The sequence below is a fragment of the Trichocoleus sp. FACHB-591 genome, from assembly GCF_014695845.1.
Taxonomy (GTDB): Bacteria; Cyanobacteriota; Cyanobacteriia; order FACHB-46; family FACHB-46; genus Trichocoleus.
This window is the reverse complement of the sequence record NZ_JACJPA010000092.1, coordinates 40406-63635: the sequence shown is the minus strand read 5'-3', so window position 1 is coordinate 63635 and position 23230 is coordinate 40406. Positions and strand designations below refer to the sequence as shown.

The 23230-nt window shown below is 49.8% G+C and carries 26 protein-coding genes and 1 pseudogene; 13 read left to right on the top strand and 14 right to left on the bottom strand.

Annotation, left to right across the window (positions count from 1 at the left end; translation table 11 throughout):
* Positions 1 to 113, bottom strand: a pseudogene (locus H6F90_RS16965) (photosystem II D2 protein (photosystem q(a) protein)); the annotation flags it as partial.
* 383 nt (positions 114 to 496) lie between these two features.
* On the opposite strand from H6F90_RS16965, the gene H6F90_RS16960 reads away from it, so the two are divergent.
* The 6 genes from H6F90_RS16960 to H6F90_RS16935 all read left to right on the top strand — a co-directional run bounded on the left by H6F90_RS16960 (position 497) and on the right by H6F90_RS16935 (position 6725).
* Complete coding sequence (locus H6F90_RS16960) at positions 497 to 1063, top strand: photosystem I assembly protein Ycf4 (RefSeq protein ID WP_190436400.1); 567 nt, start codon at positions 497 to 499, stop codon at positions 1061 to 1063.
* 165 nt (positions 1064 to 1228) lie between these two features.
* Positions 1229 to 2017, top strand: a complete 789-nt coding sequence (locus tag H6F90_RS16955) for a peptidylprolyl isomerase (RefSeq protein ID WP_370588033.1) — start codon at positions 1229 to 1231, stop codon at positions 2015 to 2017.
* 32 nt (positions 2018 to 2049) lie between these two features.
* Positions 2050 to 3192 (top strand): beta-ketoacyl-ACP synthase, encoded by a 1143-nt coding sequence (locus H6F90_RS16950; RefSeq protein ID WP_190553523.1) that lies wholly within the window; start codon positions 2050 to 2052, stop codon positions 3190 to 3192.
* A gap of 185 nt (positions 3193 to 3377) precedes the next feature.
* The gene (locus H6F90_RS16945) at positions 3378 to 4931 is read left to right on the top strand and encodes an NAD(P)/FAD-dependent oxidoreductase (protein WP_190553522.1); all 1554 of its coding nucleotides are present in this window, start codon (positions 3378 to 3380) and stop codon (positions 4929 to 4931) included.
* Between the two features lie 347 nt (positions 4932 to 5278).
* The gene (locus H6F90_RS16940; RefSeq protein ID WP_190436387.1) at positions 5279 to 5839 is read left to right on the top strand and encodes a cyclic nucleotide-binding domain-containing protein; all 561 of its coding nucleotides are present in this window, start codon (positions 5279 to 5281) and stop codon (positions 5837 to 5839) included.
* Between the two features lie 58 nt (positions 5840 to 5897).
* Complete coding sequence (locus H6F90_RS16935; RefSeq protein ID WP_190553521.1) at positions 5898 to 6725, top strand: SirB1 family protein; 828 nt, start codon at positions 5898 to 5900, stop codon at positions 6723 to 6725.
* On the opposite strand, the gene H6F90_RS16930 is transcribed toward H6F90_RS16935, so the two are convergent.
* Positions 6722 to 7432, bottom strand: a complete 711-nt coding sequence (locus tag H6F90_RS16930) for a metalloregulator ArsR/SmtB family transcription factor (protein WP_190553520.1) — start codon at positions 7430 to 7432, stop codon at positions 6722 to 6724. The two genes, H6F90_RS16935 and H6F90_RS16930, sit on opposite strands and share 4 nt — an antisense overlap.
* Positions 7433 to 7574: 142 nt before the next feature.
* Here H6F90_RS16930 and H6F90_RS16925 point away from each other — a divergent pair, with 142 nt between their 5' ends.
* Positions 7575 to 7814 (top strand): hypothetical protein, encoded by a 240-nt coding sequence (locus tag H6F90_RS16925; protein WP_190436379.1) that lies wholly within the window; start codon positions 7575 to 7577, stop codon positions 7812 to 7814.
* An 82-nt stretch (positions 7815 to 7896) separates the two neighbouring features.
* Here H6F90_RS16925 and H6F90_RS16920 read toward each other — a convergent pair whose 3' ends face one another.
* The 4 genes from H6F90_RS16920 to coaD all read right to left on the bottom strand — a co-directional run bounded on the left by H6F90_RS16920 (position 7897) and on the right by coaD (position 11421).
* Entirely contained in the window at positions 7897 to 8538 is a 642-nt protein-coding gene (locus H6F90_RS16920) for a GDYXXLXY domain-containing protein (protein ID WP_190553519.1), read from the bottom strand.
* On the bottom strand, positions 8538 to 10019 hold the full coding sequence (locus H6F90_RS16915; protein WP_190553518.1) for a DUF2157 domain-containing protein: 1482 nt from the start codon (positions 10017 to 10019) through the stop codon (positions 8538 to 8540). The genes H6F90_RS16920 and H6F90_RS16915 overlap by 1 nt, the downstream gene beginning before the upstream one ends.
* A gap of 206 nt (positions 10020 to 10225) precedes the next feature.
* Positions 10226 to 10957 carry an ATP synthase F0 subunit B gene (locus tag H6F90_RS16910; protein WP_242024509.1) on the bottom strand — a complete coding sequence of 244 codons (732 nt, stop codon included), beginning with the start codon at positions 10955 to 10957 and terminating at the stop codon, positions 10226 to 10228.
* Positions 10879 to 11421 carry a pantetheine-phosphate adenylyltransferase gene (gene coaD / locus H6F90_RS16905; protein WP_190436371.1) on the bottom strand — a complete coding sequence of 181 codons (543 nt, stop codon included), beginning with the start codon at positions 11419 to 11421 and terminating at the stop codon, positions 10879 to 10881. Before coaD ends, H6F90_RS16910 begins: the two co-directional genes overlap by 79 nt.
* Positions 11422 to 11674: 253 nt before the next feature.
* Between coaD and H6F90_RS16900 the strand changes: the two genes are divergently transcribed.
* Entirely contained in the window at positions 11675 to 12502 is an 828-nt protein-coding gene (locus tag H6F90_RS16900; RefSeq protein WP_206756188.1) for a hypothetical protein, read from the top strand.
* A gap of 1 nt (position 12503) precedes the next feature.
* Here the strand turns inward: H6F90_RS16900 and H6F90_RS16895 are convergent, their stop codons facing one another.
* Together H6F90_RS16895 and H6F90_RS16890 are read right to left on the bottom strand one after the other, a co-directional pair.
* On the bottom strand, positions 12504 to 13001 hold the full coding sequence (locus H6F90_RS16895; protein WP_190553517.1) for a GNAT family N-acetyltransferase: 498 nt from the start codon (positions 12999 to 13001) through the stop codon (positions 12504 to 12506).
* Entirely contained in the window at positions 13001 to 13597 is a 597-nt protein-coding gene (locus tag H6F90_RS16890) for a tRNA isopentenyl-2-thiomethyl-A-37 hydroxylase MiaE (RefSeq protein WP_190553516.1), read from the bottom strand. The genes H6F90_RS16895 and H6F90_RS16890 overlap by 1 nt, the downstream gene beginning before the upstream one ends.
* Positions 13598 to 13819: 222 nt before the next feature.
* On the opposite strand from H6F90_RS16890, the gene H6F90_RS16885 reads away from it, so the two are divergent.
* Entirely contained in the window at positions 13820 to 14713 is an 894-nt protein-coding gene (locus H6F90_RS16885; RefSeq protein ID WP_190436363.1) for a phosphodiester glycosidase family protein, read from the top strand.
* Positions 14714 to 14769: 56 nt separating this feature from the next.
* On the opposite strand, the gene aroQ is transcribed toward H6F90_RS16885, so the two are convergent.
* The 5 genes from aroQ to glyA all read right to left on the bottom strand — a co-directional run bounded on the left by aroQ (position 14770) and on the right by glyA (position 19329).
* Positions 14770 to 15219, bottom strand: coding sequence for a type II 3-dehydroquinate dehydratase (aroQ, locus tag H6F90_RS16880; protein ID WP_370588035.1), 450 nt, complete (start codon positions 15217 to 15219; stop codon positions 14770 to 14772).
* Between the two features lie 31 nt (positions 15220 to 15250).
* Positions 15251 to 15382, bottom strand: a complete 132-nt coding sequence (locus tag H6F90_RS30755; RefSeq protein ID WP_199295979.1) for a DNA topoisomerase I — start codon at positions 15380 to 15382, stop codon at positions 15251 to 15253.
* A 134-nt stretch (positions 15383 to 15516) separates the two neighbouring features.
* Entirely contained in the window at positions 15517 to 16797 is a 1281-nt protein-coding gene (locus tag H6F90_RS16875) for a competence/damage-inducible protein A (RefSeq protein ID WP_199295978.1), read from the bottom strand.
* A 98-nt stretch (positions 16798 to 16895) separates the two neighbouring features.
* Positions 16896 to 17945, bottom strand: a complete 1050-nt coding sequence (locus H6F90_RS16870; protein WP_190553514.1) for a glycosyltransferase family 4 protein — start codon at positions 17943 to 17945, stop codon at positions 16896 to 16898.
* Positions 17946 to 18045: 100 nt separating this feature from the next.
* Positions 18046 to 19329, bottom strand: coding sequence for a serine hydroxymethyltransferase (gene glyA / locus H6F90_RS16865; protein ID WP_190553513.1), 1284 nt, complete (start codon positions 19327 to 19329; stop codon positions 18046 to 18048).
* A gap of 364 nt (positions 19330 to 19693) precedes the next feature.
* On the opposite strand from glyA, the gene H6F90_RS16860 reads away from it, so the two are divergent.
* Complete coding sequence (locus H6F90_RS16860; protein WP_190553512.1) at positions 19694 to 19891, top strand: hypothetical protein; 198 nt, start codon at positions 19694 to 19696, stop codon at positions 19889 to 19891.
* Positions 19892 to 20080: 189 nt separating this feature from the next.
* A complete protein-coding gene (locus tag H6F90_RS16855) occupies positions 20081 to 20557 on the top strand; it encodes a Tic20 family protein (RefSeq protein ID WP_190436355.1) in 477 nt (158 codons plus the stop codon).
* A 56-nt stretch (positions 20558 to 20613) separates the two neighbouring features.
* Here the strand turns inward: H6F90_RS16855 and H6F90_RS16850 are convergent, their stop codons facing one another.
* Positions 20614 to 21402 (bottom strand): fumarylacetoacetate hydrolase family protein, encoded by a 789-nt coding sequence (locus H6F90_RS16850; protein WP_190553511.1) that lies wholly within the window; start codon positions 21400 to 21402, stop codon positions 20614 to 20616.
* 306 nt (positions 21403 to 21708) lie between these two features.
* Here H6F90_RS16850 and rpsF point away from each other — a divergent pair, with 306 nt between their 5' ends.
* Positions 21709 to 22035, top strand: a complete 327-nt coding sequence (gene rpsF / locus H6F90_RS16845; RefSeq protein WP_190553510.1) for a 30S ribosomal protein S6 — start codon at positions 21709 to 21711, stop codon at positions 22033 to 22035.
* A gap of 188 nt (positions 22036 to 22223) precedes the next feature.
* On the top strand, positions 22224 to 23225 hold the full coding sequence (locus H6F90_RS16840) for an NAD(P)/FAD-dependent oxidoreductase (protein WP_190553509.1): 1002 nt from the start codon (positions 22224 to 22226) through the stop codon (positions 23223 to 23225).
* Positions 23226 to 23230: the final 5 nt, after the last annotated feature.

Sequence of the window (23230 nt, the reverse complement as noted above, 5' to 3'; positions counted from 1 at the left end):
AACAGCAGCAAGCCGGACCAGCCAACGAAGACGAAGCGATCGCGTTTCAGCCAGTCGTCGAGGGCGTCGAACCACCCCCGCTCTGCCTGCGCGCGTCCCATTGCTATGGTCATTTCAAATCCTCTTACTATTGCAGCAAAAAGTTTTTTGCCTCAGTGACATTCTTCTCATTATCCAAGGTTAGAAAAGTTTCTGCCTGGTATCGAGAAAGTTGCGAGTTTTCAGTTTAATGTCGGCCAATATGCTTGCTGAGGTTGAGCCTTAGCCATATTGGTTCTCGCTGGCCTTGTCTAGACAACCGACATCCGATCCTGAGATAGGAGTTAACGTTTCTATATGATAGAAAATATCAGGATTTTTACAATCTGACACGTACTCTCTCAGCAATCTTTGGCTCTTAGACCGCTTAACTCATACTATAGGGTTGTGGGATTAGATAATTCCAGTTTGGAATTCCACTTCTTTAATTTTTGCGAATTTATATTGAGCGAGTCGCATGACTGCACAAGCTGCTTCCAAAGGCAATCTCGTCCTACGTCAACCGATTTTAGGATCTCGTCGTTTCAGTAACTATTGGTGGGCAACCGTTGTCTCAATTGGAGCCACTGGATTTGCTCTATCAGGTCTGTCTAGCTATCTCAAGGTAAACCTGCTGCCTGTATCCGACCCAACTCAACTAGTTTTTGTCCCGCAGGGACTGGCCATGAGTTTCTATGGAGTCGCAGGTTTACTACTCGCGCTCTACCTATGGCTAGTAATTATTGCGGACGTAGGGGGCGGTTACAACGAATTCAATCAAGACAAAGGCACAGTCCAGATTTTTCGTTGGGGATTTCCGGGGAAGAATCGGCGCATCGAAATTACTTGCCCAATTTCGGATGTCCAAGCGGTACGTGTTGATCTTAGAGAAGGATTGAATCCGCGCCGCGCTCTTTATTTGAGGCTTAAGGGACGTAATGACATCCCCTTAACGCGGGTAGGCGAACCGCTACCTCTATCGGAACTAGAGAATCAAGGTGCTGAGTTAGCTCGCTTTCTGAACGTTCCCTTAGAAGGCCTGTAACCATTAGTTCCCTATGAGTTCGGTGCTTTTTAGCAACTATCCCTTCACTCGATTAGGATTTGGTATCCCATTAGACTCTTTGGGACTCAGTCAGTTCTGTTGAGAGAAGGGATCGTCGCATGAGATGATAAGTGGCTCTGATTGAGTAGGTAACGGAACATGCAGATGCGGCGTTGGTTAGTGTCACTTCTAGTGGTTAGTGCTTTGGTAGCAGGAGGATGTTCTCCTCAAGAAACATCTCCTTCACCATCTGACAGTTCATCTGCTGCCACCACTCCTTCGGCAAGCGCAACTCCAGTTAGCAGCCCCGAGCCTGCAAATCTGCCTCGCTTAGAGGGTAAAGCAACCGTAGAACTGACTGTGAAAGGTGGCAAGCCCATCACGATTGAGGTGGATGGCACGAATGCACCCATCACAGCCGGAAACTTCGTGGACTTGGTGCAACAAGGTGTTTATGACGGTTTAGTCTTTCATCGAGTAATCCGAGAGCCGCAACCCTTTGTTGTCCAAGGGGGCGACCCGCAAAGTAAAGATCCTAATTTCCCCTTAGAACAATTGGGTACGGGCGGTTTTGTAGATCCAGCGACTGGCCAACCTCGTAACATTCCTTTGGAAATTAAGCCAGAAGGCAGTGCATCTCCGGTTTACGGCAAAACATTGGATACGGCTGGCATTGCTGCGCCACCTCAGCTAAAGCACACACGTGGAGCTGTGGCAATGGCTAGGGCGTCTATTCCCGACTCTGCTTCTTCGCAGTTCTACGTTGCCTTGACAGACTTGAAATTCCTGGATCGAGATTATGCCGTTTTTGGCTATGTGACTCAGGGCATGGATGTGGTGGACAAGATCCAGCAAGGCGATCGCATTGAGTCGGCCAAGGTCACTAAAGGCATTGAAAACTTGAAGCAGAGTGGCGCAGCGGCAACTTCTAGCCCCTCACCGTCTCCTCAATAAGTCGCTTTCTGGTGAGCTAGGTAGCGGGTGCTGTGGACGTAGTTGTAACAGGCATTGGCTTAGTGTCTGCGTTGGGTGATACCTTGCAGTCGAGCTGGCAGAAACTTCTGGCTAATCAATCCGGAATTTTGCTGCGGCAGCTTTTTCCAGAATTAGAGCCACGTCCTCTAGCCATGTTGGGCAAGTTCCCAGTGACGCTTAACTGCTTAGCTGAACAGGTGGTAGCCGCAGCTTTACAAGATGCAGGTTTGGCAATTCCTCTGGCTGACTGTGGAGTTGTGATCGGCTCAAGCCGCAGTTATCAAAGCCAGTGGGAGCTGCAAGTACGGCAACGCTTCATGGCCCAAGCTCTACCGGATGATCCGATCGCGCTTCCTTGGCTAGATACGCTGCCAGGTCAAGTAGCGATCGCAGCAGCTCGACAAATAGGGAGTTCTGGACCTGTATTAGCACCGATGGCGGCTTGCGCGACTGGCTTATGGGCGATCGCACAGGGCTATGAGCTGGTACGAACGGGGCAATGTCAGCGGGTGATTGCAGGAGCTGTGGAAGCGCCGATTACTCCTCTGACTTTGGCTGGCTTTCAGCAGATGGGGGCCTTAGCAACCACAGGGGTGTACCCTTTCGATCGCCGCAGAGAAGGCTTGGTGTTGGGGGAGGGAGCCGCTGTGTTGGTTTTAGAGCCAGCCGAGTTAGCTCAGCAGCGATTGGCTTCGATCTATGGCCGTATTTTAGGGTTTGGCTTTACTGCGGATGGTTATCACATGAGCGCCCCCGACCCGACAAGCCGCACCGCAATCAATGCGGTCAAGCAATGCCTCGATCGCAGTCATCTCACTCCAGAAGCGATCGACTACATTCATACTCACGGCACGGCGACCCAACTCAACGATCGCAACGAAGCGCATCTGATTCAGCACGTGTTTCCGCAAGGGGTTCCCGTGAGTTCGACCAAAGGAGCCACAGGGCACACGCTAGGAGCCTCTGGAGCTTTCGGCGCTGCTTTCTGCCTCATGGCCTTACGACACCAGATTTTGCCGCCTTGTGTAGGACTACAGCAACCAGAATTTGATTTGAATTTTGTGAGGGAAGTGGGCGATCGCGCTGTCCAAAATGCTCTCTGCTTTAGCTTTGGCTTTGGCGGGCAAAATGCGGTTCTGGCGTTCAGCCAATAATTTCAACCAAATCGTTATTGGAATTTGAGTCGGAAGTTTTAGGCAAAACTCAGCCATTTCAGCTCAACTTCAGGCACTATCCTACAAATAGAGTCCATGCCCTGCTTACATCTCATCTTGCATCTAATGAGCTGGTGCCATTTAAGTAGATGCGATCGCCCCGTTCCCACTTTGAGTTCACTTCCATGACCCTAACCGAACAAATTCTCTCTACCCTGCCGGGAGATATTCTGGGAGGACTCCGGCATACCGACGACTTGTGGTACAAGCTACGCCACCAGCAGCTTTCCGTTCCTACAGTGGTGAAAACTAGCCAGGAGCCATTGGCAGCAGTCGATTGGGATGTTGTAATCTGCGGGGGAACTTTAGGGATTTTTATTGGCGCAGCTTTAGCTCAGCAAGGTTGGCGAGTCGCACTAATTGAGCGGGGTGCGTTGCGCGGGCGTGAGCAAGAGTGGAACATTTCACGGCAAGAACTACAGGTTTTCTTAGAACTGGATCTCTTGACTGAACCGGAATTAGAGCAGGCGATCGCCACAGAATACAATCCTGCCCGCATTAGTTTCTCAGGGAGTTCTGACCTTTGGGTGCGCGACATTCTCAATATTGGGATTGACCCAGTTTTCTTGCTGGATAAGCTCAAGTCACGCTTTTTAGCCAGTGGCGGTAAGCTGCTAGAACACACAGGTTTTGCAGGCGCGATCGCCCATCCCAACGGAGTGACAGTCAAAGCAGGGCAAGACCTGAAGGCACGATTACTGATTGATGCGATGGGCCACTTTTCACCCATCGTGCAGCAGGCTCGGCAAGGTCAAACTCCGGATGGCATTTGTTTAGTGGTTGGGACTTGTGCTCAAGGCTTTCCCAAAAACGATTCCGGTGATTTGTTGGTGTCTTTCACGCCCATCCAAAATCAATGCCAATATTTTTGGGAAGCCTTTCCCGCCCGTGATGGCCGTACGACCTACCTGTTTACCTATCTAGATGCCCACCGCGATCGCTTTAGCTTAGAAACATTGTTCGAGGAATATTTCCGGCTGCTACCTGAATATCAACAAATTGAGTTGTCTCAGTTGCAGTTTCAGCGGGCCTTATTTGGCCTGTTTCCCTGCTACCAGAACAGCCCCTTGCAACCGTCCTGGAATCATGTTTTGCACGTGGGGGATAGTAGCGGTAGCCAATCACCGCTGAGTTTCGGTGGCTTTGGGGCAATGGTGCGGCACTTGGAGCGGCTTAGCTTGGGGATTCATGAGGCTTTAACCAGCAATGCCCTCGATCGCCAAGCTTTAGCTCTCCTTCAGCCCTACCAACCGAACGTCTCTGTCACTTGGTTATTCCAAAAAGCGATGAGCGTGGGGGTGCACCAGCAAGTAGCCCCCAATCAAATTAATCAATTGCTAGCAGATGTCTTTCAAGAAATGGCTCAGTTAGGCGAGCCTGTGCTGCGGCCTTTCTTGCAGGATGTCGTCCAGTTTTCCGCTCTTTCCCGCACCCTTTTGCAGACCTCTCTGGTCCATCCCAGCTTAGTCGCCAAAATTGTCCCGCAAGTGGGTCTTCCTGCTCTGCTTAATTGGACGCGGCACTTCGGCGGCTTAGCGCTTTATAGCGCTTTATATCCCGTAGGGAACGCGATCGCCCCTTGGACCGAAAGTTGGTCTCCCACCCAGAAATACTATTTTCAGCGCTGGCTACAGGCGTGGCAGTATGGGGCAGGCGGTGACTATAAAGGCTCAAACTGAAAATTAGAGATTTGTAAAAATTCAATGCAACTTTAGATGTAGTCAGGAGATTTTAGTGAGCCTTTCCGGGTGTGAAGGCGATCGCTAGAAAGACTTCATTAAATTGCTGCTGTTTCTTGCCGCTGATCCCTACAGTCGTAGTCGAATCAGCTAAACACTGAGTTTGGTTATTGAGGCTGAGTTTAATTGTCGGGAAAGCATGACTCTATTTCCAGCCGCCGTCTGGAATTGGGTCACGCTAGGGTGATAGAAGAAATCAGCAGCAAGATACTGACATATTTCATCCAAACTACCGACACTGAAGGAAACGCTTCAGATTCTGCTTGTAGCGAACTTGAACAGACAACATGAAGAAAGTTCTTTTTATTCTGGGGGAGTTGACTGATGATGACATCGACTGGATGATCGCCATCTCTACTCAAGAGCGAGTTCTAGCAGGCACAACCTTGATCCGAGAAGGACAACTAATTGATGCCCTGTACATTATTATTGACGGTACTTTCACGGTTTCTGTGCAAGCATTAGGTGACAAAGAAGTTGCACACCTTTCTAGCGGCGAAGTTGTAGGTGAAATGTCCTTTGTGGATGAGCGACCTCCCTCAGCCACTGTGACAGCAGCAGTAGAGTCTTTAGTGCTTTCGATTCCTCGCGAGGAACTCGCTACCAAGCTGCAACAAGATATCGGTTTTGCCTCCCGGTTTTACCGTGCCCTAGCCATTTTTCTCTCCGATCGCTTGCGAGGTACTGTAAGTCGGCTCAGTTCTGGTCGAGAACCATCCGCTGAGGAACGCACCGCTCAGGAAAATAGCTTGGCTCCCAATATTCGCGATAACCTGGCTTTGGGAAACACCCGCTTTGACTGGCTCCTCAGACGGCTCCGAGGCATGAACGCTCAAACCCTTGAGTAAAATGACTCGTCTGAATGTTACGAGCACATAATCACGTAATGGCGTAAGGCAAGAATTCATGACGGATCTTCCGTGGGCGCGACAATGCTTCTACCGTACGATCGCTCAACCTGATGAGCAGATTAATTTGGCAGAAGCAGCACTTTACATCGCCCAAGAAGAATACCCAGACCTGGATATAGAAGCTTACTTCAATGCTCTAGATACAATGGCCAGCGAGGTGGAAGAACGTCTGCCCACTGAACGGTATCCGCTGCGGATGATCCAAAGTATCAACCAGTATCTCTACGAGGACTTAGGGTTTACGGGAAACACCTCTGACTACTACGACCCCCGTAACAGTTTCCTCAACGACGTGATCGAGCGCCGGACGGGTATTCCGATCACGCTTTCCTTGGTTTATATGGAAATTGCGCGACGGGTGAACTTCCCTATGACAGGGGTGGGGATGCCAGGACATTTTTTGATTCGCCCCAGCATTGAGGAAATGGAGGTCTATGTTGATGCCTACCATCACGGTGAGACTTTATTTGCAGAAGATTGTCAAACTCGCCTAAATCAAATTTATGGTCAGTCCGTGGAGTTGCAACCCGTCTTTCTACAACCCATTGGTCCGCGCCAGTTCTTAGCCCGAATGCTGACCAATCTCAAAATGATTTACCTCAATCGGGATCAAGCGCAGAAATCCTTGGCGGCGATCGAGCGGATTTTACTGCTGTTTCCGGATGCTCCCTTAGAACTGCGCGATCGCGGCATTTTGCACTACCATTTGGGTGCCTGGCCTGAAGCGCACAACGACTTAAAAACTTACCTGGCTAAAGTACCGGATGCGGAAGATGCTGTGGCAATTCAACAATTGCTCGATCGGATTGCACCAAACCTTTAAGCAGGTTGAATCCGATAGGCACAACGGCGATCGCCTTGGATGATATGCTCGACTCGCTCTACTGCCACACCTGACCCCAGCAGGGTTCTAAACATTTCCAACTCAGAACCACACAGTTTTTGGCACGTTTGAGCAGCCGCACAGATGGGGCAGTGATTCTCGACTAGCAGCCAACCTCCTTCTGCCTCCAAGACCTCAGCCATGTAGCCTTCTTGGGTTCGGAGGTGAGCCAGATGTTGCACTGGTTCAGCAATACCTGCTTGAGCAATCCACTCTTGCCAAGTTGACTCTGCGATCGCCGCTGATATCGCTTCTGGCAGTTTTGTCGCGTAGGTTTGCAATTGGCGACGCATCCGATCGGCCAATAGTTTTTCTAAACCTGCTGTGCCAAACAAAGTTTCAACTCCTAAGAGCAAGTCAGTCATGAGGTCAGCATGACTGTCAGGAAATAATTGCAGCGATCGCTCTGTTAGCTGCCAAAGCTTGACAGGACGACCCAAGGGACGACGCTCCTCTTGATAAGTCACCCATTGTTCGGCTTGTAGCACCTGTAAATGTTGGCGTACTGCCATCGGAGAGACTTGCAACTGTTCAGATAGAGTTGTGGCAGTCTGAGCCCCCTGAGTTTTTAGCAGATGTAAGATTTGATCTTTGGCTTTTTGTTTATCCTCCAGTGATTCTGGGGAAGTCGTCGAAGAATGTTTCATAAAGTCTGGATGAAGGCCAATAGGCTTTTAAGCTGAATTTAGAAAAAATGCTTAGATCTCAGTGAAGCTACGATGGAATTCGCCTCTAGAATGGGTAAATTGAGATAGCTCTAGATCAATCTATCAGGTTCAACCTCCATCTATGGGTATAAAAATTAATCGCTCCATCCTCTTTATCGTCACTTGCAGCGCTGTTGGCGTCATTCTAGGAGGAACTGCAAGCTGGGCAGATAGCAATAGCTGTCTCCAAGCTGAAACGCCGACGAATACATGCTTGACTCAGGACCCAACGGTTAAGACGATGGAAGGCATGAGTAGTGGTTTAGTTGCAGGTGCTGGTGCAGCCCTGGGTGCAACTTTCCATCTCAATCGCAAAGATTAACTTCATCACCTTAAGCATTCATGTAGGGAATTTCATAGTGAGGCAGGGCTTCACTATGTTTCCCGTTTGCTAGGACAAGCTATCAGAAGTGATAGTGATAGGTCTGCTTTGCAGATGCTTTACCCAAGGTTACCCAAAAACTCAGAGGTACAGCATTGCCTTGAGCATCAACCTTGACCTCCACCACAATCGGTTGCGTGGCTTGGTTCGCTTGCGCCGTATTAATGTTTTGGTTGATGGCATCTCGCTGGTCTTCTGGAATGTAATAGCGCTCTAAGCCGTACTGAACCGTACTATTGTTGATTTGGCCTCGGAGGATGACCTGATTTTGAGCCAGATTAGCGGGGCGATCGCTGCTGATACGAACTGCTCGCCAAGGTGACGGCGGGTTAGCACTAGCAGCACCCGGAGCTTCTAGCACCAGATAGAAGAACTTAGTTGCAGGCCACTCAGAATTCGCAGCTTTTTGTTGCTCAACCTCGCTCCAACCTGGAAGCTGACGCAAGGTATCTACTCGAGAAATGTCATAGCTGAGTGTGACTGAGTAGCCGCGCAACAGGTCGTAGGGATCTACAGGAGCCGTCTTTAGAATCACGGTTCGACCTGTGAGTTGGGTGTGCAGTGATTGAGCTGGAATCGTCAGAATAAGAGCAGCTTGGCATACCAAAGGTAGCCAGAATCTCCAGCTCGGCAATGTTCTAGAAGCGGACGGAGTGGGTGCCATCAATTTTCCTCCTCGGTTGGGCTAGGAGCGGCTGGTGGATAATAGTAGGTGCTGAGCGTGCGAATGTAGCGCTCGAACCAAAGACCGATGGCAATGATCCCCAAACCGCACAATAAAAGAACGAAAGACTTAAACACCAAGCCAGTACTGTACTCAAACAGGCGACTCAGAATTTGTAGGGTTAACAAAGTCATACCGAGCCAGAAAGTGGAGCGTTGACCCGCCGCAATACCCTCCCGAATCAAGCCTGCTCCCAGCAGAAACAACAGCACATTCGCGATGAAGACGGCGATCGCTGATCTGAATTCTCCACTAGGGGGAAAAAATGGCAGTACCGCAATAATGCCAATAAAAATAGCTATGACTGGCGTCGTAAGTTGGAAGGGACGGCGTAGAAGATCATTTCTAAGTTGTCGGGTGAGGTACACCCACTCCAACACGGTTAGCCCTAAAAGCACTCCAGTGTTGACCCAGATAGGGTTAAACATTTCTGGGGTTGTTCTTGCGGGATAGTAGCTGGGTTGGCCATCCCAAAACCAATGGAACGAGAGCCAGTACAGCAGCGCACTCAGAAACAACAGCGCTAAGCTACGTGCTAGAAACCGAAAAGGACGGCGCACCTCTGCACTCGGCAGTCGATGTTGCCCTAGCCTGAACCAAAAGGTATCGTCATAAGCCCAGAGCAATGCTGGCGGTAGGGTAAAGGCGATCGCCCTTGCCCAATTGTTGCCGATTAGCAAGCGGCCATAACCGAAAGTTCCAGAACTTACGCTGGCTTCAAAAGCCGAAATCACTGCGATCGCGCCCAACACAAAAATGATACGAGAACGACACCAATAAGCTAGGGGAATGGCGAGTAGGCCGATACAGAGCGGCATGTATTGCAATAGCCAGCGTAGCCAGATGCTACCGAGCTCTAGCGATCCTACGTTGAAGACTGCCTGCCAGTAGCCCCACCCTAGCAGCAGCATGGCTATGACTCCCAAGGAGGTAAGGCGCAAGCTGTACGCCATCGCTATCACTCCCAGCCCCCACACCAAATAGAGTTCATAGCTGGGTCCGTTCACCTGGAACATCTGAGCCATTAGCGCCAAGTTTGCGCCTAAAACTAAAGTTCCAAGGAGTAGTAAGCCTTGGCCGAGCCGTTGCTGCCAGCGCTCCGTACCGAAAGTGTATCGCTGCCGCCAGAGGTAAAATCCAGCGGTATTGACGCCTACGAATAAACTGAGCAACAGCGTCATCTTGACGGGTCGGGGCCACTCCTGCCAGTTGGCTGCCACAAAGGTAATGACCGCTAAACCGACTAGAATGCTGCCGAGACCAATCAAAACCAGCGTAAAGCGATTGCGGGCTGCCGTTTCTAAAGTGTTGAACTGATAACGCTCGGCAATTTGTTGGTATTGAGTCGCATCAATTAAACCATCTCTGCACCAGTACTCTGCTTCCTGGCGTAGCTGATATCGAAATTTGTCTGAAGGCATAAGAACCTCCTGCTTAGGCTGACTAATAGGCCATAAGCAGTTGAGTGACAGCAGGATTTAAGCTAAAGAACCAGACGATAAATTTTTCTAAAATCGTTGCAGTTCTAGCTTATTTTTACTGTGTCATTAACAGCCCAATCAACAGATATAGCTAGACCAGATTCTAGACCTCCACAACCCAGGAAACGGATTACTAGAACCTGACGTTAGGAGTTCTTTTTGTTAGAAGGCGCGGCAGGTCGATTGGGCGCAGGGTTGCTGGGGGTTTGCGGTCTGGGCGCGGGGGTTTCTGGGTGCAACTGCTGCCGCCCATTGCGAATAATACGGACCATTTCGCTCAATTGCTGCTCCATATCGCCTAGGACGCGATCGGCGTAGACATCTGCACCTTCTTGAATGTCTTCACATTCCGCGATCGCCATTCGTCGCATTTCGTCTAGGTCTTGCTGAGCTTGACGACGCATGCGGTCAATTTCATCCATCGTCTGCTCTTGCATGGCTTCACATTCTTGCTGCACGCGCTGGCGAATTTGTCGGGCTTCCATCTCGGCTTGCCGAATAATGCCTAACTCATCTAGAATCTGGGCTGCCCGCCGTTCTGCTGCTTCTACGAGTTCTTGGGCATATTGCTCAGTCTGCAACAGAATGTCATCTTTATGCTGCAGCAAATCTTCCGCATCTCGAAAAGCAGTCGGTAAGTTGAGCCGCACCAAATCTAGTTGGTCGAGCAACTGCTCTTCATCAATAAGCGTGCGGCGGCTCAGGGGAATACGAGGGCTATCTAGAATCATTTCTTCTAGCCGATTCAGCTCTCGTTGAATATCTACGCTGCCTGCCCGCACAGCATCTCCATAGGAGTTTACGCTTTGGGATGATCCAGCGTGGAGATTGGGTCCATCACGGTCGGGGCTGCTACTGGATGAGTCTTGGCGTAACATCGGCTGTAAATATCTAGGGCAACATGTTTAGGAACGAGATGATCGACAGGACCACCAAACTTGGCAATCTCTTTCACCAGACTACTACTTAGGAAACTGTATTCGTTAGAAGTTGCTAGAAAAACTGTTTCGATCTGGTCCGAAAGTGTCTTGTTTGTGTGGGCCATCTGGAGTTCCTTCTCAAAATCGGACAGTACCCTGAGGCCCCTCAGCAGTACTTTAGCCTGCCGAAGATGAGCATATGTCACGGCTAATCCATCAAAGCTATCCACCTGCACTCTAGAAATATGGCTGGTTGCCTGCCGGATTTGCTCAATTCGCTCCTCTACAGTGAACAGAGGCATTTTATTCGGGTTGCGTAGTACTGCCACAATTACCGTGTCAAAAAGCCTCGCCCCTCGCTGAATAATGTCGAGGTGGCCAAAGGTAATGGGATCGAAACTACCGGGATAGATAGCAATCAAAGCAGATGGTAATAGCTGAGGTTTAAGCAGTCTAGGATAGGGCAACCAAAGCAACAAAGCTTATTTTGCCAAGACCAGAAAATTCAGTAGATTCAGTAATAGTAAAGCTTTTTTAGTCTCGTCTGTTGTATCGCGGTGAATAGTTTGGATTGCCTGAACTGGAATCACTGACGCTGGCACTGTAGGACCCGGTACACCCGCTTTTTTGACATTTCAAGATATTCCCCGCTCCAGAAGGAAGCAGAGACGATCCATGACTCATCCATCTACAGGTGCTCCATTGCCCAATCTGGCCTTGATTGATCAAGCACAGCAAGCGATCGCAGACTTTGAGCGCTCCGTGGCTCCAGGGATGTGGCCTTACCTCGACAAGGCGACAGTTGTGGCGGAAATGCGATCGCGAATTACTGACCCTTTTCAAATTAATCAGGGAGGTCAACCGTTTTGCGGGCCTGCTGCGATCGCCTTTGAACTAGTTCGGAAGCAGCCAGTGCGTTATGTCGAAATTTGTCGCAGCTTGTATGAAGTAGGCAGTTTTCAGTCCAAAACTCGTCGGGTAGAAGCTACGAACCGCCTACGCCAGAGTCAAGGTCGCCTCCGCATGGGCCAAGCAGATTGGATGCTGCTTTCCACCCTACGCGATTCTGAAAACTTGCTGTTTCCCGTTGATCCAGGTGCCCCTGATGTGATGCGTAATTTGTCAGGCATGACCAAATCTTGGGAAATGAAAGGCTGGGTGCGCGAAATTCTCGGCTACCGCGATGTGAAGTATGACCACACCTATTTGTTTGGGGAGTTTGAAGCCCTCACCGAAGCCGCTGATGTGATTGCGGCTGGAGGTGTAGCGTTTGCTTTGATCACAGCGGAAGGGCTTTTGCAGAATAAAAAACCATTATTGCCCTACCCTAGCCACTGGGTCACGCTTGTAGGCAATATCGTCATCCAGAAAGGTCAATTTCTCCAGCACGATAGCGGTCACTTTAGCTGCGATATTTACTCGTGGGCTAAAAAGATGAAGCTGGATGCAGATGAGGGACCATTTGAGGATTATTTCTGGGGGGTCGTGCTAGGTCGCCCTTAGTTCAGCGTTTAGTGCAGCCTTGGAGCCGTTTGAGATAGACGCGATCGCACCGAGCAGTCTCAACTCCAGTGGCAGGCTGATAACCACTGCTTTCGTAGAGTTTGACAGCTTCTGCCAAAACACTGGCAGTCTCGATCCAGATAGTTTGGAACGGTTGCGCGGCGATCGCTTGCTCTAATTGCTGCAACAAATATTTGCCCAGTCCTTGTCCTCGCACTTTGGGCAACAAGTACATTTTGCGAATCTCAACTGCTGCTTCTCCGCGATCCACGGGGTAATAAGCCGCTGTCCCCACAACTCGATTTTGATCTTCCACTACCCAGAATTCACCGCCCACTGCTTGATAGCAAGCTTCGACTTCTAAGACATCGCGATCGGCTCCTTCTGGCTCCCAGTTCAAGCCATACTCCACCAAGACGACACGAATCACCTCAGCCGCAGCAGTGCGATCGCGCGGTTCCCAAGACCGAATCACAAAATCTCGGTAGCACCTTGGCATTAGCTATGAATCCTGGGCTCTGGATGTAGCGTCGCTAGCAACTGACTTTCGACTGTTGCCAACTCTTCTAAGCGTTGCTCCACTAGCGATCGCTCATAGTAGGTCGTCGCCAAGACCCAATAGGCTCCATAGTGTCTTGCTTCTGAAGCCATCAAGGCCCGGTAGAATCGTGCTAGTTCTGGGTCAGAAACATAAGCCGCTAACAAGCCTAGACGTTCGTGACTGCGGGCTTCAATCAAACCACAAACCAGCAAAAAATCTAGCAAGCGCTCTGGTTCAGTGCGGCGAATTTGCTGGTTTAACCCTGCACCATAAGGCGGGGCAGATAGTGGCCCTAATGGTACACCGCGTCGCTCCAAGATTTGATTAACTTGCTCAAAATGTTCTAACTCTTCTTTGGCAATCGCCGTTAGAGCTTTCACCATCTGGGTATTAGACGGGTAGCGAAACATCAGATTCAACGCCACGCCTGCGGCTTTGCGTTCGCAATGGGAGTGGTCTAGTAGAACCGTATCTAAGTTAGCCAGGGCTTGCTCGACCCAAGCAGAGGCAGTGGGTTGCTGCAAAAACTTAATTTTGGGTAATTCGGAGGCCACCACGGCGGCGATCTAAACCAGAAACACAACAATTTGCACCATAACAGGTTTCCCAGAGAGATGACAGGCGCGAGCTTGAAAGGAGAAGGCGCGATCGCTTCACGAAAATTAGTCTCCGATCTCCTGAGTCTTGGTGTGTTGCAAGGAATTAAGTCTTGATAGCGAAATCGATCGCTTCCTGGGGTCGCGGGAACCCTAAATCAGGAGCTTTAGGAGTTGTAAATGTTAAGTCAGAACGAGGCGAATAGACCCCGTCAATTTTCTCGGCGGGCGTTTTTAGCGCTAGGAGGTGCGGCCCTCACTCAAGTCTTTGCCCAAGTAGAATCTGTGGATGCAGCGCGTCCAGCTCGTGTGATTCGGCGTCGAGTCGCAGGCATTCCTTTCTACCAAACCACGATCGACTTAACTGACCCCAAAACTTTCATCACGATTGGCTTACCCCATCGGGCTCCTATAGCCAACAGTGCCCACGTTTCTTACGGAGACGAAGCTTTTGGCCGAATCGTGGCTCGTTCCCATGCGGCAGTCGTGGCGAATGGCACCTTCTTTAGCACTGACGGAGAGAAGCGAGTCATGGGCAACGTGGTGGCAGAAGGCCGATTCCTCAAGTACAGCCCTTGGGAGAACTATGGAACCACTTTGGGCCTAAGAGCAGGAAATGAACCAGAAATGGTGACAGCCAGAGTGGATGGCAAGCCTGATTGGCAAGAGCATTGGTTTTCGATTACCAGTGGCCCCAGGCTATTGAGGCAAGGCAAAGTTTGGTTGGCCCCCAAATCAGAGGGTTTTCGAGATCCGCGCGTGTTGGGAGTGGCGTCACGAGCTGCGATCGGTTTCCCCCGCGGCGGCAAAAAATTAGTTCTAGTTACCTTTCTGGCTAACTTATCTTTAGAGCGAGAAGCCAAAATCATGCGAGCGATCGGCTGCTACGAAGCCATGAATCTAGATGGGGGCTCCTCTCTAGGACTAGCTAGCCATAGCAAAATTTTGGTCCGTCCAGGACGTGAACTCACCAATGTCATCGTTGTTTACGATGCCAAGCATCCTGCACCTACAGCTCTGAAGGATTCTTGGACGATGTTTCAACGAGGCGATCGCCCTACCTTACGTGCTTAAGTTATCCAGGTTTCTGAGTTAGCAACTGCCACTTAGCATTCAGACCAAGTTCGAGGTCAAGTGGCAGCTAGCTGCTGAAGGTGATGAACTAAGGCATGTAGCCCTAAGCGGTAGCTGTCAGGGCCAAAACCACTAATTTGCCCAACGGCCACAGGTGCGATAAATGAATGGTGTCGAAATTCTTCGCGCCGATAGATATTACTGAGATGCACCTCAACGGTGGGGAGATTAACTGCGGCGATCGCATCTCGTAGGGCCACACTGGTGTGGGTATACGCGCCAGCATTGATTAAAATTCCCTGATGATGTCCCTGAGCATCATGAATGGCATCAACCAAAGCACCCTCGTGATTTGATTGCAAGGTAGAAACCTTGACTTGTAGGGCTTGCCCTTCCTGCTCTAGCGAACGGTTAATTGCATCTAGGGTCACACGACCATAGATCCCTGGTTCACGTTGCCCCAGGAGATTTAGGTTAGGCCCATGCAGAACTAAAACGCTTAGCAAGCGCATCAACCTATGCTTTTACAAGTTGACATTAACGACGGCGATCGTTAACGGGAATTGGAATTGGCTCTGGCTCTGGCTGAGCTTCTGGCCCCAGCAGAGCATCAATTAGCTTACCAACTAACTCTTTTAGCTTTTCTAGGACTTTGTCAATCAAATCCATTAAACCAGTAGCTCCTTCTAGTTAGCCTACAGCTTTTGCTCCAAAGACAAAAATAGCGGCTAAGTTAACAGAGGGTTTTCTTTACTTGATCATAACCAATGATCAAAAATGATCAAGGCCAGAATTGCAAATCCTTAAAAAGCTGAGTCTTTTAGCAGCGATCGCGTTAGAAGCTTACGCCGCAACTGATCCAGGGCAGTACAAGCGCTAATTCGTTGAATCCAACTCCGCCCCCGGAAGGAGCCAAATTGATATTCGTAGCTCTCTATTTCATCCTGGGGGCCTGCAAGCCCAATATAGACTAAGCCAACAGGTTTAGAGGCAGTACCGCCTCCAGGCCCCGCAATGCCTGTAATGCTGAGTCCCCAAGTCGTGCCTAAGCGCGATCGCACCCCGGTGGCCATTTGCTTGGCGATCGTATGGCTCACCGCTCCGTGCTGTGCTAGGTCTTGCGCGTTCACACCCAACAGCGAAATCTTGACTTGGTTGTCATAGGAAATGACCCCACCCATGAAATAATTTGAGCTGCCAGGGATGCTGGTAAGCATTTGGCCCAGGCCACCGCCTGTGCAAGATTCAGCTGTACTCAGGGTCTCATGAGCAGTTTGTAAGTACTCGCCTACCACTGACGCTAAGCTGTCTTCATCAGCACCGTAATAATCTAATCCACCAATTTGGCGCAGTTGGTGCTCTACAGGTTCGATTAATTGGCGTGCTATTGCTTCCGACTCTGCCCGTGCTGCAATCCGCAACTTCACTTCTCCGTGATTGGCATAAGGCGCGACTGTGGGATTGCCTAAATCCAGAAACGGCGCGACTTTCTCAGCCAGGGCTGATTCAGCAATGCCCCAAAATTTCAGCATGCGGCTGTGAATAATTTCTTGTCCCCAGCCTTGTTGTCGCAGGTAAGGCACTGCCGTTTCTTGCCACATCAACTGCATTTCCGAGGGCACTCCCGGAAAAGTCAGAATCGTTAAGCCTGTGCGGGGTTGCCAGATGACTCCTGGAGCACTGCCTGAGGAATTAGGGAGCACTTCAGCTCCTTCGGGCAACAAAGCTTGCTTCCGGTTGCTCGGAGACATCTGCCGCCCCCGACGCGCATATTTCTGGGTAATATCTTCGAGGATTTCTGGATGCTCGACCAGCGGCACATCAAAGAAGTCGGCTAGCGTCTCGATAGTGAGGTCGTCAGGCGTTGGTCCCAAGCCTCCAGTGAGGATGATCAGGCGCGATCGCTCACAGGCAATAGCTAAAACTTTTTTGAGCCGGAGGGGATTATCTCCCACTACAGTCTGATAGTAGTGAGGAATCCCTAGCTGAGCTAACTGCTGCGCTAAAAATTGCGCGTTCGTATTCAGAATATCTCCTAAGAGCAGCTCAGTGCCAACACAAATCACTTCAGCACTCAGACTCATAGACATTCCTCTATAAAACTTCAGCAGTTAGCCACTATTTTTAGTTGTGATTGGTGCTTAGGCTGAGCACAGCCAAAACCTGCTAGGTGCAAATTTGGTTAACGGGCTCGCGCTTGCTTGCGTACTTGCCAACTGGTGTAACTCAGCAGCGCAGTCGCACCGAAGGCATAAGCAATACCACTGGGCATGCCAGAAACAGCCAGGGCAATACTACCAACCCACAAAGTTAACGAGTAAATAAATAAAACCGTTAAGCGATGTGAGAGTCCTGCTTGCAACAGTCGATGGTGCAAATGGCGCTTATCAGCCACAAAAGGAGACTTACCACTCCGCAGACGGTCTAAAATTACCGCCGACATATCCAGAATGGGCACGGCCAAAATTAGGTAGGGCAACACGACCGCGACAGTAGTGACACTCTTAACCAAGCCGATGACACCTACCCCAGCGAGGGTGAAACCGATGAAGTAGGCTCCCCCATCACCCATAAAGATCTGAGCGGGATTAAAGTTGTAGCGCAGAAAGCCCAGAGCCCCCCCTGCTAAAGCAGCTGCAATTAAGGCAGCAGCGGGTTGGTTCATGAATAAACTTGCAACCAGCATGACTACGGCAGCAATCCCGGAAACTCCTGCCGCTAAGCCATCCAAGCCATCAATCCAATTAATTGCATTGGCCATGCCCACCAACCAGATCACGGTGATGGGTAGGCTGATCCAATCGGGTAGAGAAACTAGACCGTCGAAAGGAATAGAGAGAAATTCAATCTGTACACCCACCTTCCAGGCTAAGCCAGCAACAACGGCTTGCACAATTAGGCGGGTCAGGGGCGACAGACCAATTAGGTCATCGGTCAAGCCAATTAAGAAAAAGGCTAAACCACCAATGGTGACTCCCCAAACTTCATATTCTTTGTCAGGGGGAAGCAGACCGAATCCGCCCGTCCACCAAACAATCAGCAAGGCAACGAGGGTGCCTGCGAAAATAGAAACACCTCCCAAGCGAACCATGGGTCGTTGATGAACCTTGCGATCGCCAGGGAGGTCTACTCGTCCACTTCTGAGGCCAATTTTTCTAACAATTGGCGTACTCCAGAGGACGATGAGGGCGGAGACGAGAAATGCAACCAGGTGATAGAGCTGGTATGGCATCAGGAAAATAGAGTAGGGTTCAGCCAAAAGTACTGTCAGGCAGAGTCTACTATATTTCAGCCAGTTACAGGCGAATAAATCCGGACGCCAAGATAAATTTCTATGCCAAAACTGGCACAGGAATACTCAGATGCGGATAAAGCGGGAATCCAGCGCACAAAGTAGCGACTCGTTGACGGCAAGCTTGCGCGATCGCCTCGTCTTCAGGATTGAGCAGTCGATCGGCAATGATGTTGGCAATTTCCGCAAACTCAGTGGTTCCCATACCACGAGTAGTCATGGCAGGGGAGCCGAGTCTGAGACCGCTGGTGACAAACGGTGACTCTGGATCAAAGGGCACCGTATTTTTGTTGGCTGTGATGTTAACCCCACTCACCAACTGGTCTGCTCTTTTGCCAGTCATGCCAATCGAGCGCAAATCTACCAGCATCAAGTGGTTATCAGTGCCACCCGAAACAATCTTGAACCCGCGTTGCTGTAGCTGGCTAGCCAAAGCTTGAGCATTTTCAATCACTTGGCCTGAATAAGTTTTGAATTCTGGCTTCAGGGCTTCACCAAACGCCACCGCTTTAGCCGCAATCACATGCTCTAGAGGCCCGCCTTGAGTTCCAGGGAAGACCGCTTTATCGAACTTTTTGCCGAGTTCGGGATCACGGGTCATGATCAATCCACCTCTAGGTCCACGCAGGGTTTTGTGGGTAGTAGTGGTGACAACATCGCAGTAGGGCAGGGGATTCGGATGGTGCCCAGTCGCGACCAATCCAGCAATGTGGGCGATGTCTGCGAGTAAGTAAGCGCCAACTTCATCGGCGATCGCCCGGAATTTATCGAACTGGATAATCCGAGGATAAGCGGAGTAGCCACAGACAATTAATTTAGGCCGATGCTGGAGTGCTAACTCGCGGATTTGGTCGTAGTCCAGTTGCTCAGTTTCTTGGCTGACGCCGTAATGACAAACTTTGAACCACTTACCAGAGACGTTGACCGGAGAACCGTGGGTTAGGTGGCCACCGTGAGACAAGTCCATGCCCATAATGGTGTCGCCTGGTTCTAGTAGAGCCAAGAAAACAGCAAAATTGGCTTGCGCCCCTGAATGGGGTTGGACATTAGCGTGAGCAGCACCAAAGAGTTGCTTAATGCGATCGATCGCGAGTTGCTCGATCTGGTCTACATATTCACAACCACCGTAGTAACGTTTTTGGGGCAAACCCTCGGCGTACTTATTGGTTAGCACTGAACCTTGAGCTGCTAGCACGGCGGCAGAGGTAAAGTTTTCACTCGCAATCAGCTCTAAGTGATCACGCTGGCGCTGTAGTTCTTGCTGGACTAAATCAGCAATGTCGGGATCAGTGTTGGCTAGGAAGTCTAAATTAGTTTGAGTCACAGAGCGAACCCCTAGTGAAAGTAATGTCAGAACGGCTGCAAGCTCAGGTTGGCTACCCTTCAGTAGTAATTACTATGGTGCCAGCTTTGGCAATTTTTTCCTGAATCAATAATCATAACTCCGAAGGACAGAGTGAGAAAGGCAGTTTATTTAGTTACCAACGATTGATCCGTCTTGAGGCGTTAGCGATCGCAGGGTATGAAGTGAGGGATCAAGAAGTTTTGGCAAAGTGATGCCAAGAACACTACTAGCTAAAAGTGAGGAGACTAAACTTCAGATTAAGCTCTGTATGCTTTACTCTCATTTCCCCTGGTAGCGACTTAAAATACAGGCAGTGGGATCGGGGAACCACCGGAGGTAGCGAATGCTAGTCATCTTGATAGGTGATCAATTACTCTCCCCTCAGCAAGTTTGCCAAAGTTGCCTTTTAGCAGATCGCAGCGGCCAACCTCGTTGGAATCAGGGACGGCTGCGCTGTGGTCACGCGATTCATAAACTGAGCGAGAGCCAACCGGACCAATATGAATGTCAGATGGGTTTTCGCATCGCCAATATCGAATGAGCGCGCAATCTATTAGCTAATGCGCCCAGCTAGTTGCGATCGCCCGCCTACCAGATTCAGTGTTCACTTCAGCCTGCGCGTCTGAACCTTAAGGCGTTGAGTTTTAGCTCAGACAGCACCAGTCAGAGATTGGAGTTGCGTTATCCTGAGCTTAGTAATCATTATCCGACAACTCTTAGGAGCCAAACAATGACTTGGCGCGGATCAACCAGTGTTCCTGATCGCATTTTTGCAGCTTTACCTTACCTACTTCCGCTCATTGATGGATTGCGATTCGGTGAGTTTTTGTTCAGCCAATTTCCTGTCCTTCAGCTGATTTTCCTGCCCATTTTGCCAATTGTTCAAATCTATCAAACCGTTCCCTTTGCAGGTCTCATTGTTTTCTTTGCCTTGTTTTTCCTCGTGGTTAGAAACGAGCGAATTAATCACTTCATTCGCTTCAATACCATGCAGGCTATTTTGATAGATATTGTTTTAATGCTTTGTAGTCTAGTATTACCGTTCTTAGTGAGAGCTATCCCAGTCACTCTAATTGTAGAAACGCTATATAACGTTGTCTTCTTGGGTGTTTTAGCTGCCTTCGTTTATGCAGTCGCTCAATCCCTATTCGGACGTTATGCCGAAATTCCCACTATTTCAGACGCGGTGTATATGCAGGTGCGTTAAGACTTAGAGTTTAACCTGCTATTAGTTGCCGGGCTTACTTGCTTATAGCTTCGCAACTACAAACGTGCTGCTTTCCGCGCGACTACCCAGTTGTCGAGGCTACCAATACCTTCAATTTCTACCCGCACGCGATCGCCTACTTGCAGCGGTCCCACTCCTTCCGGAGTTCCGGTTAGCACCACGTCGCCTGGCAACAGCGTCATAATGCGACTGATGTAAGACACCAGTACATCGGGTGTAAAAACCATCTGCTCAATCAAAGCCGATTGGGCAGGTTCCGGGTTTTCATTCACAATCGTTTGCAGCCTTGCTCCTGGGCTCAGTTCCCGGACAATCCAGGGACCTAAAGGACAAAACGTATCAAACCCTTTTGCCCTTGTCCATTGACTGTCTCGGCGTTGCAAGTCTCTAGCAGTGACATCGTTAGCAATGGTATAACCCCAGATTTTGCTCTGGGCTTGCTCTGGGGTGCAGTCTACACAGCGCTCCCCGATGACAACAGCCAACTCTCCTTCGTAATCCACTCTTTCAGTTTGGGAGGGGTAGTTAATTTCTGTCCCTGCTGCGGTAACAGCCGTTGGGGGCTTTAAGAACAGTAGAGGTTCTTTCGGAACTTCCCCTCCCATTTCGGCTGCATGTTTAGCGTAATTCTTGCCTACCGCCACAATCTTAGAAGGGGCACAAGGCGCTAAAAGCTGATAGCTGTCTGGCTTTAGCTCTAGATCAGTGGGTTGCCCCTTTAACCAGGGAGGTGCATCTAGCACCTGTACGCCTCGGTTTAGCTGCAACAAGCCGTAGTAAATTTGGCCTTCAGGTGTTTGAACTCGGACATAGCGCTGTGCCATAGGAGTGACTTGTACCCCGCTGTGTAATCCCTGAGTGTTTATTAAAGCAAGCCAGCTTGGTTAACTATTCAACCTCAGGACGGCTTTTAACACAAATTGCTGAGCAACTATTCAACATTCTGGCCCAAGTCTGAGATAATGGATGATTGTGCATTCAACGCACTCACGTATTTTATGGCACCTGCTCGTCAAGCTTGACCTTTGCGTCATAAGTTTATACAGCAGTTGCTCACCCTTCCTTGCTTCTTTAGTTGCCCTTTCGGAGCAGTTTGAGGAAGCCTGACAGTCCACAAGGAGATTTTTGGCATGAGCTACATTTACGAGACAATGTATATTTTGCGTCCTGACTTGGGCGAAGAGCTAACCGATCAGGCAATCAGCAAGTATCAGAATATTTTACGGGAGCAAGGTGCCGAGCTACTGGAAACTCAGCATCGTGGTAAGCGCCGTCTCGCCTACGAAATCAAAAAACAGCGTGAGGGTGTTTATGTGCAAATGAACTACAGCGGCCCAGGTAACGCGATCGCAGTTCTAGAGAGAGCCATGCGTCTGAGCGAAGAAGTAGTTCGCTACCTCACCGTTAAGCAAGAAGTGACAAATGAAGCAGCTCCCGCTGAAGAAGCTGAAGCGTAGTAGTGACAGATTTAGCAGCTTATACCCACCTAAGCTGAGAGCCTAATCATCAAATCGGGTTCAAGTTATAAAAAAGACTGGAGAGTTGGACATCATTGACTCTCTAGTCTTTTCCCATATCTACCCAAGCTTTGAATTAGACTGGCTATAAGGCAGTCGCTAATGTCTCTAGATCACTGAGTAGGCCGATGAAGCTTTCCAAAAAAAATTTAGATCAAAAGCTAGATCACGTTTATGACGTCATCATCGTCGGAGGCGGGGTAGGTGGCCTTTCCGCAGCAATCTACTTACAACGCTATCGCCTCTCTTGTCTGGTGATTGAGAAAGGCCGAGGTCGCTCCTTCTGGATGCAAGACCTCCGCAATTACTTAGGTTTGCCACCCACCACACCAGGCAGAACATTGCTACAGCAAGGGCAAGAGCACCTGCTATCTCTAGAAGGTGATTACTTAGCGGGTTACGTTGAAGACCTTCAGGATGAAGGCGACACCTTTGCCGTCAAAGTCAAGGTTGGCAAGAAAGACAGCGTCTACCCCGTATTTCGTTCCAAGTACCTGATTGCTGCGAGCGGCATTATTGACCATTTGCCCAAATTTGAAGACATGCAGAATGTATTTGACTACGCGGGCTACAACCTGCACGTCTGTATGATTTGCGATGGCTACGAAATGGCTGATAAGAAATGTGGTCTCTTCGTCGCTTCAGAAGCGGCCATCAACACCGCTTTTGTCTTAAATTGGTTTACTCCCTACATCAGTGTCTTTACGCAGGGCTTGTTTGACGTGAGTCCAGAAATGCGTCAGAAACTTCAAGAGCATGGCTACCCTTTGATTGAAACTCCCATTCAACGCTTTCTGGGACATGACCACGAAATGAATGGGGTTGAGTTGTCTGATGGTTCAGTAATTGAACTTGAGACAGGCCTGATTGCGATGGGTTCCCATTACCAAAGTGAGTACCTGAAAAACTTGGATTTGGAGTGGAATGGTGGCAATCTCAAAACTGACTCCATGTGCCGCACTACCCACCCTCGCGTTTTTGCCGTGGGGGACTTAAAGGAAGGATTGAATCAGGTGTCAATTGCGGTCGCAGATGGTACATTAGCTGCAACAGCAATTTGGCGAGACATTCGGCGGCAGTCGAGTCCTCGTATTTGGCAAGACAACTTAGTTGGAGCTGCAAAAACGTGACCCCG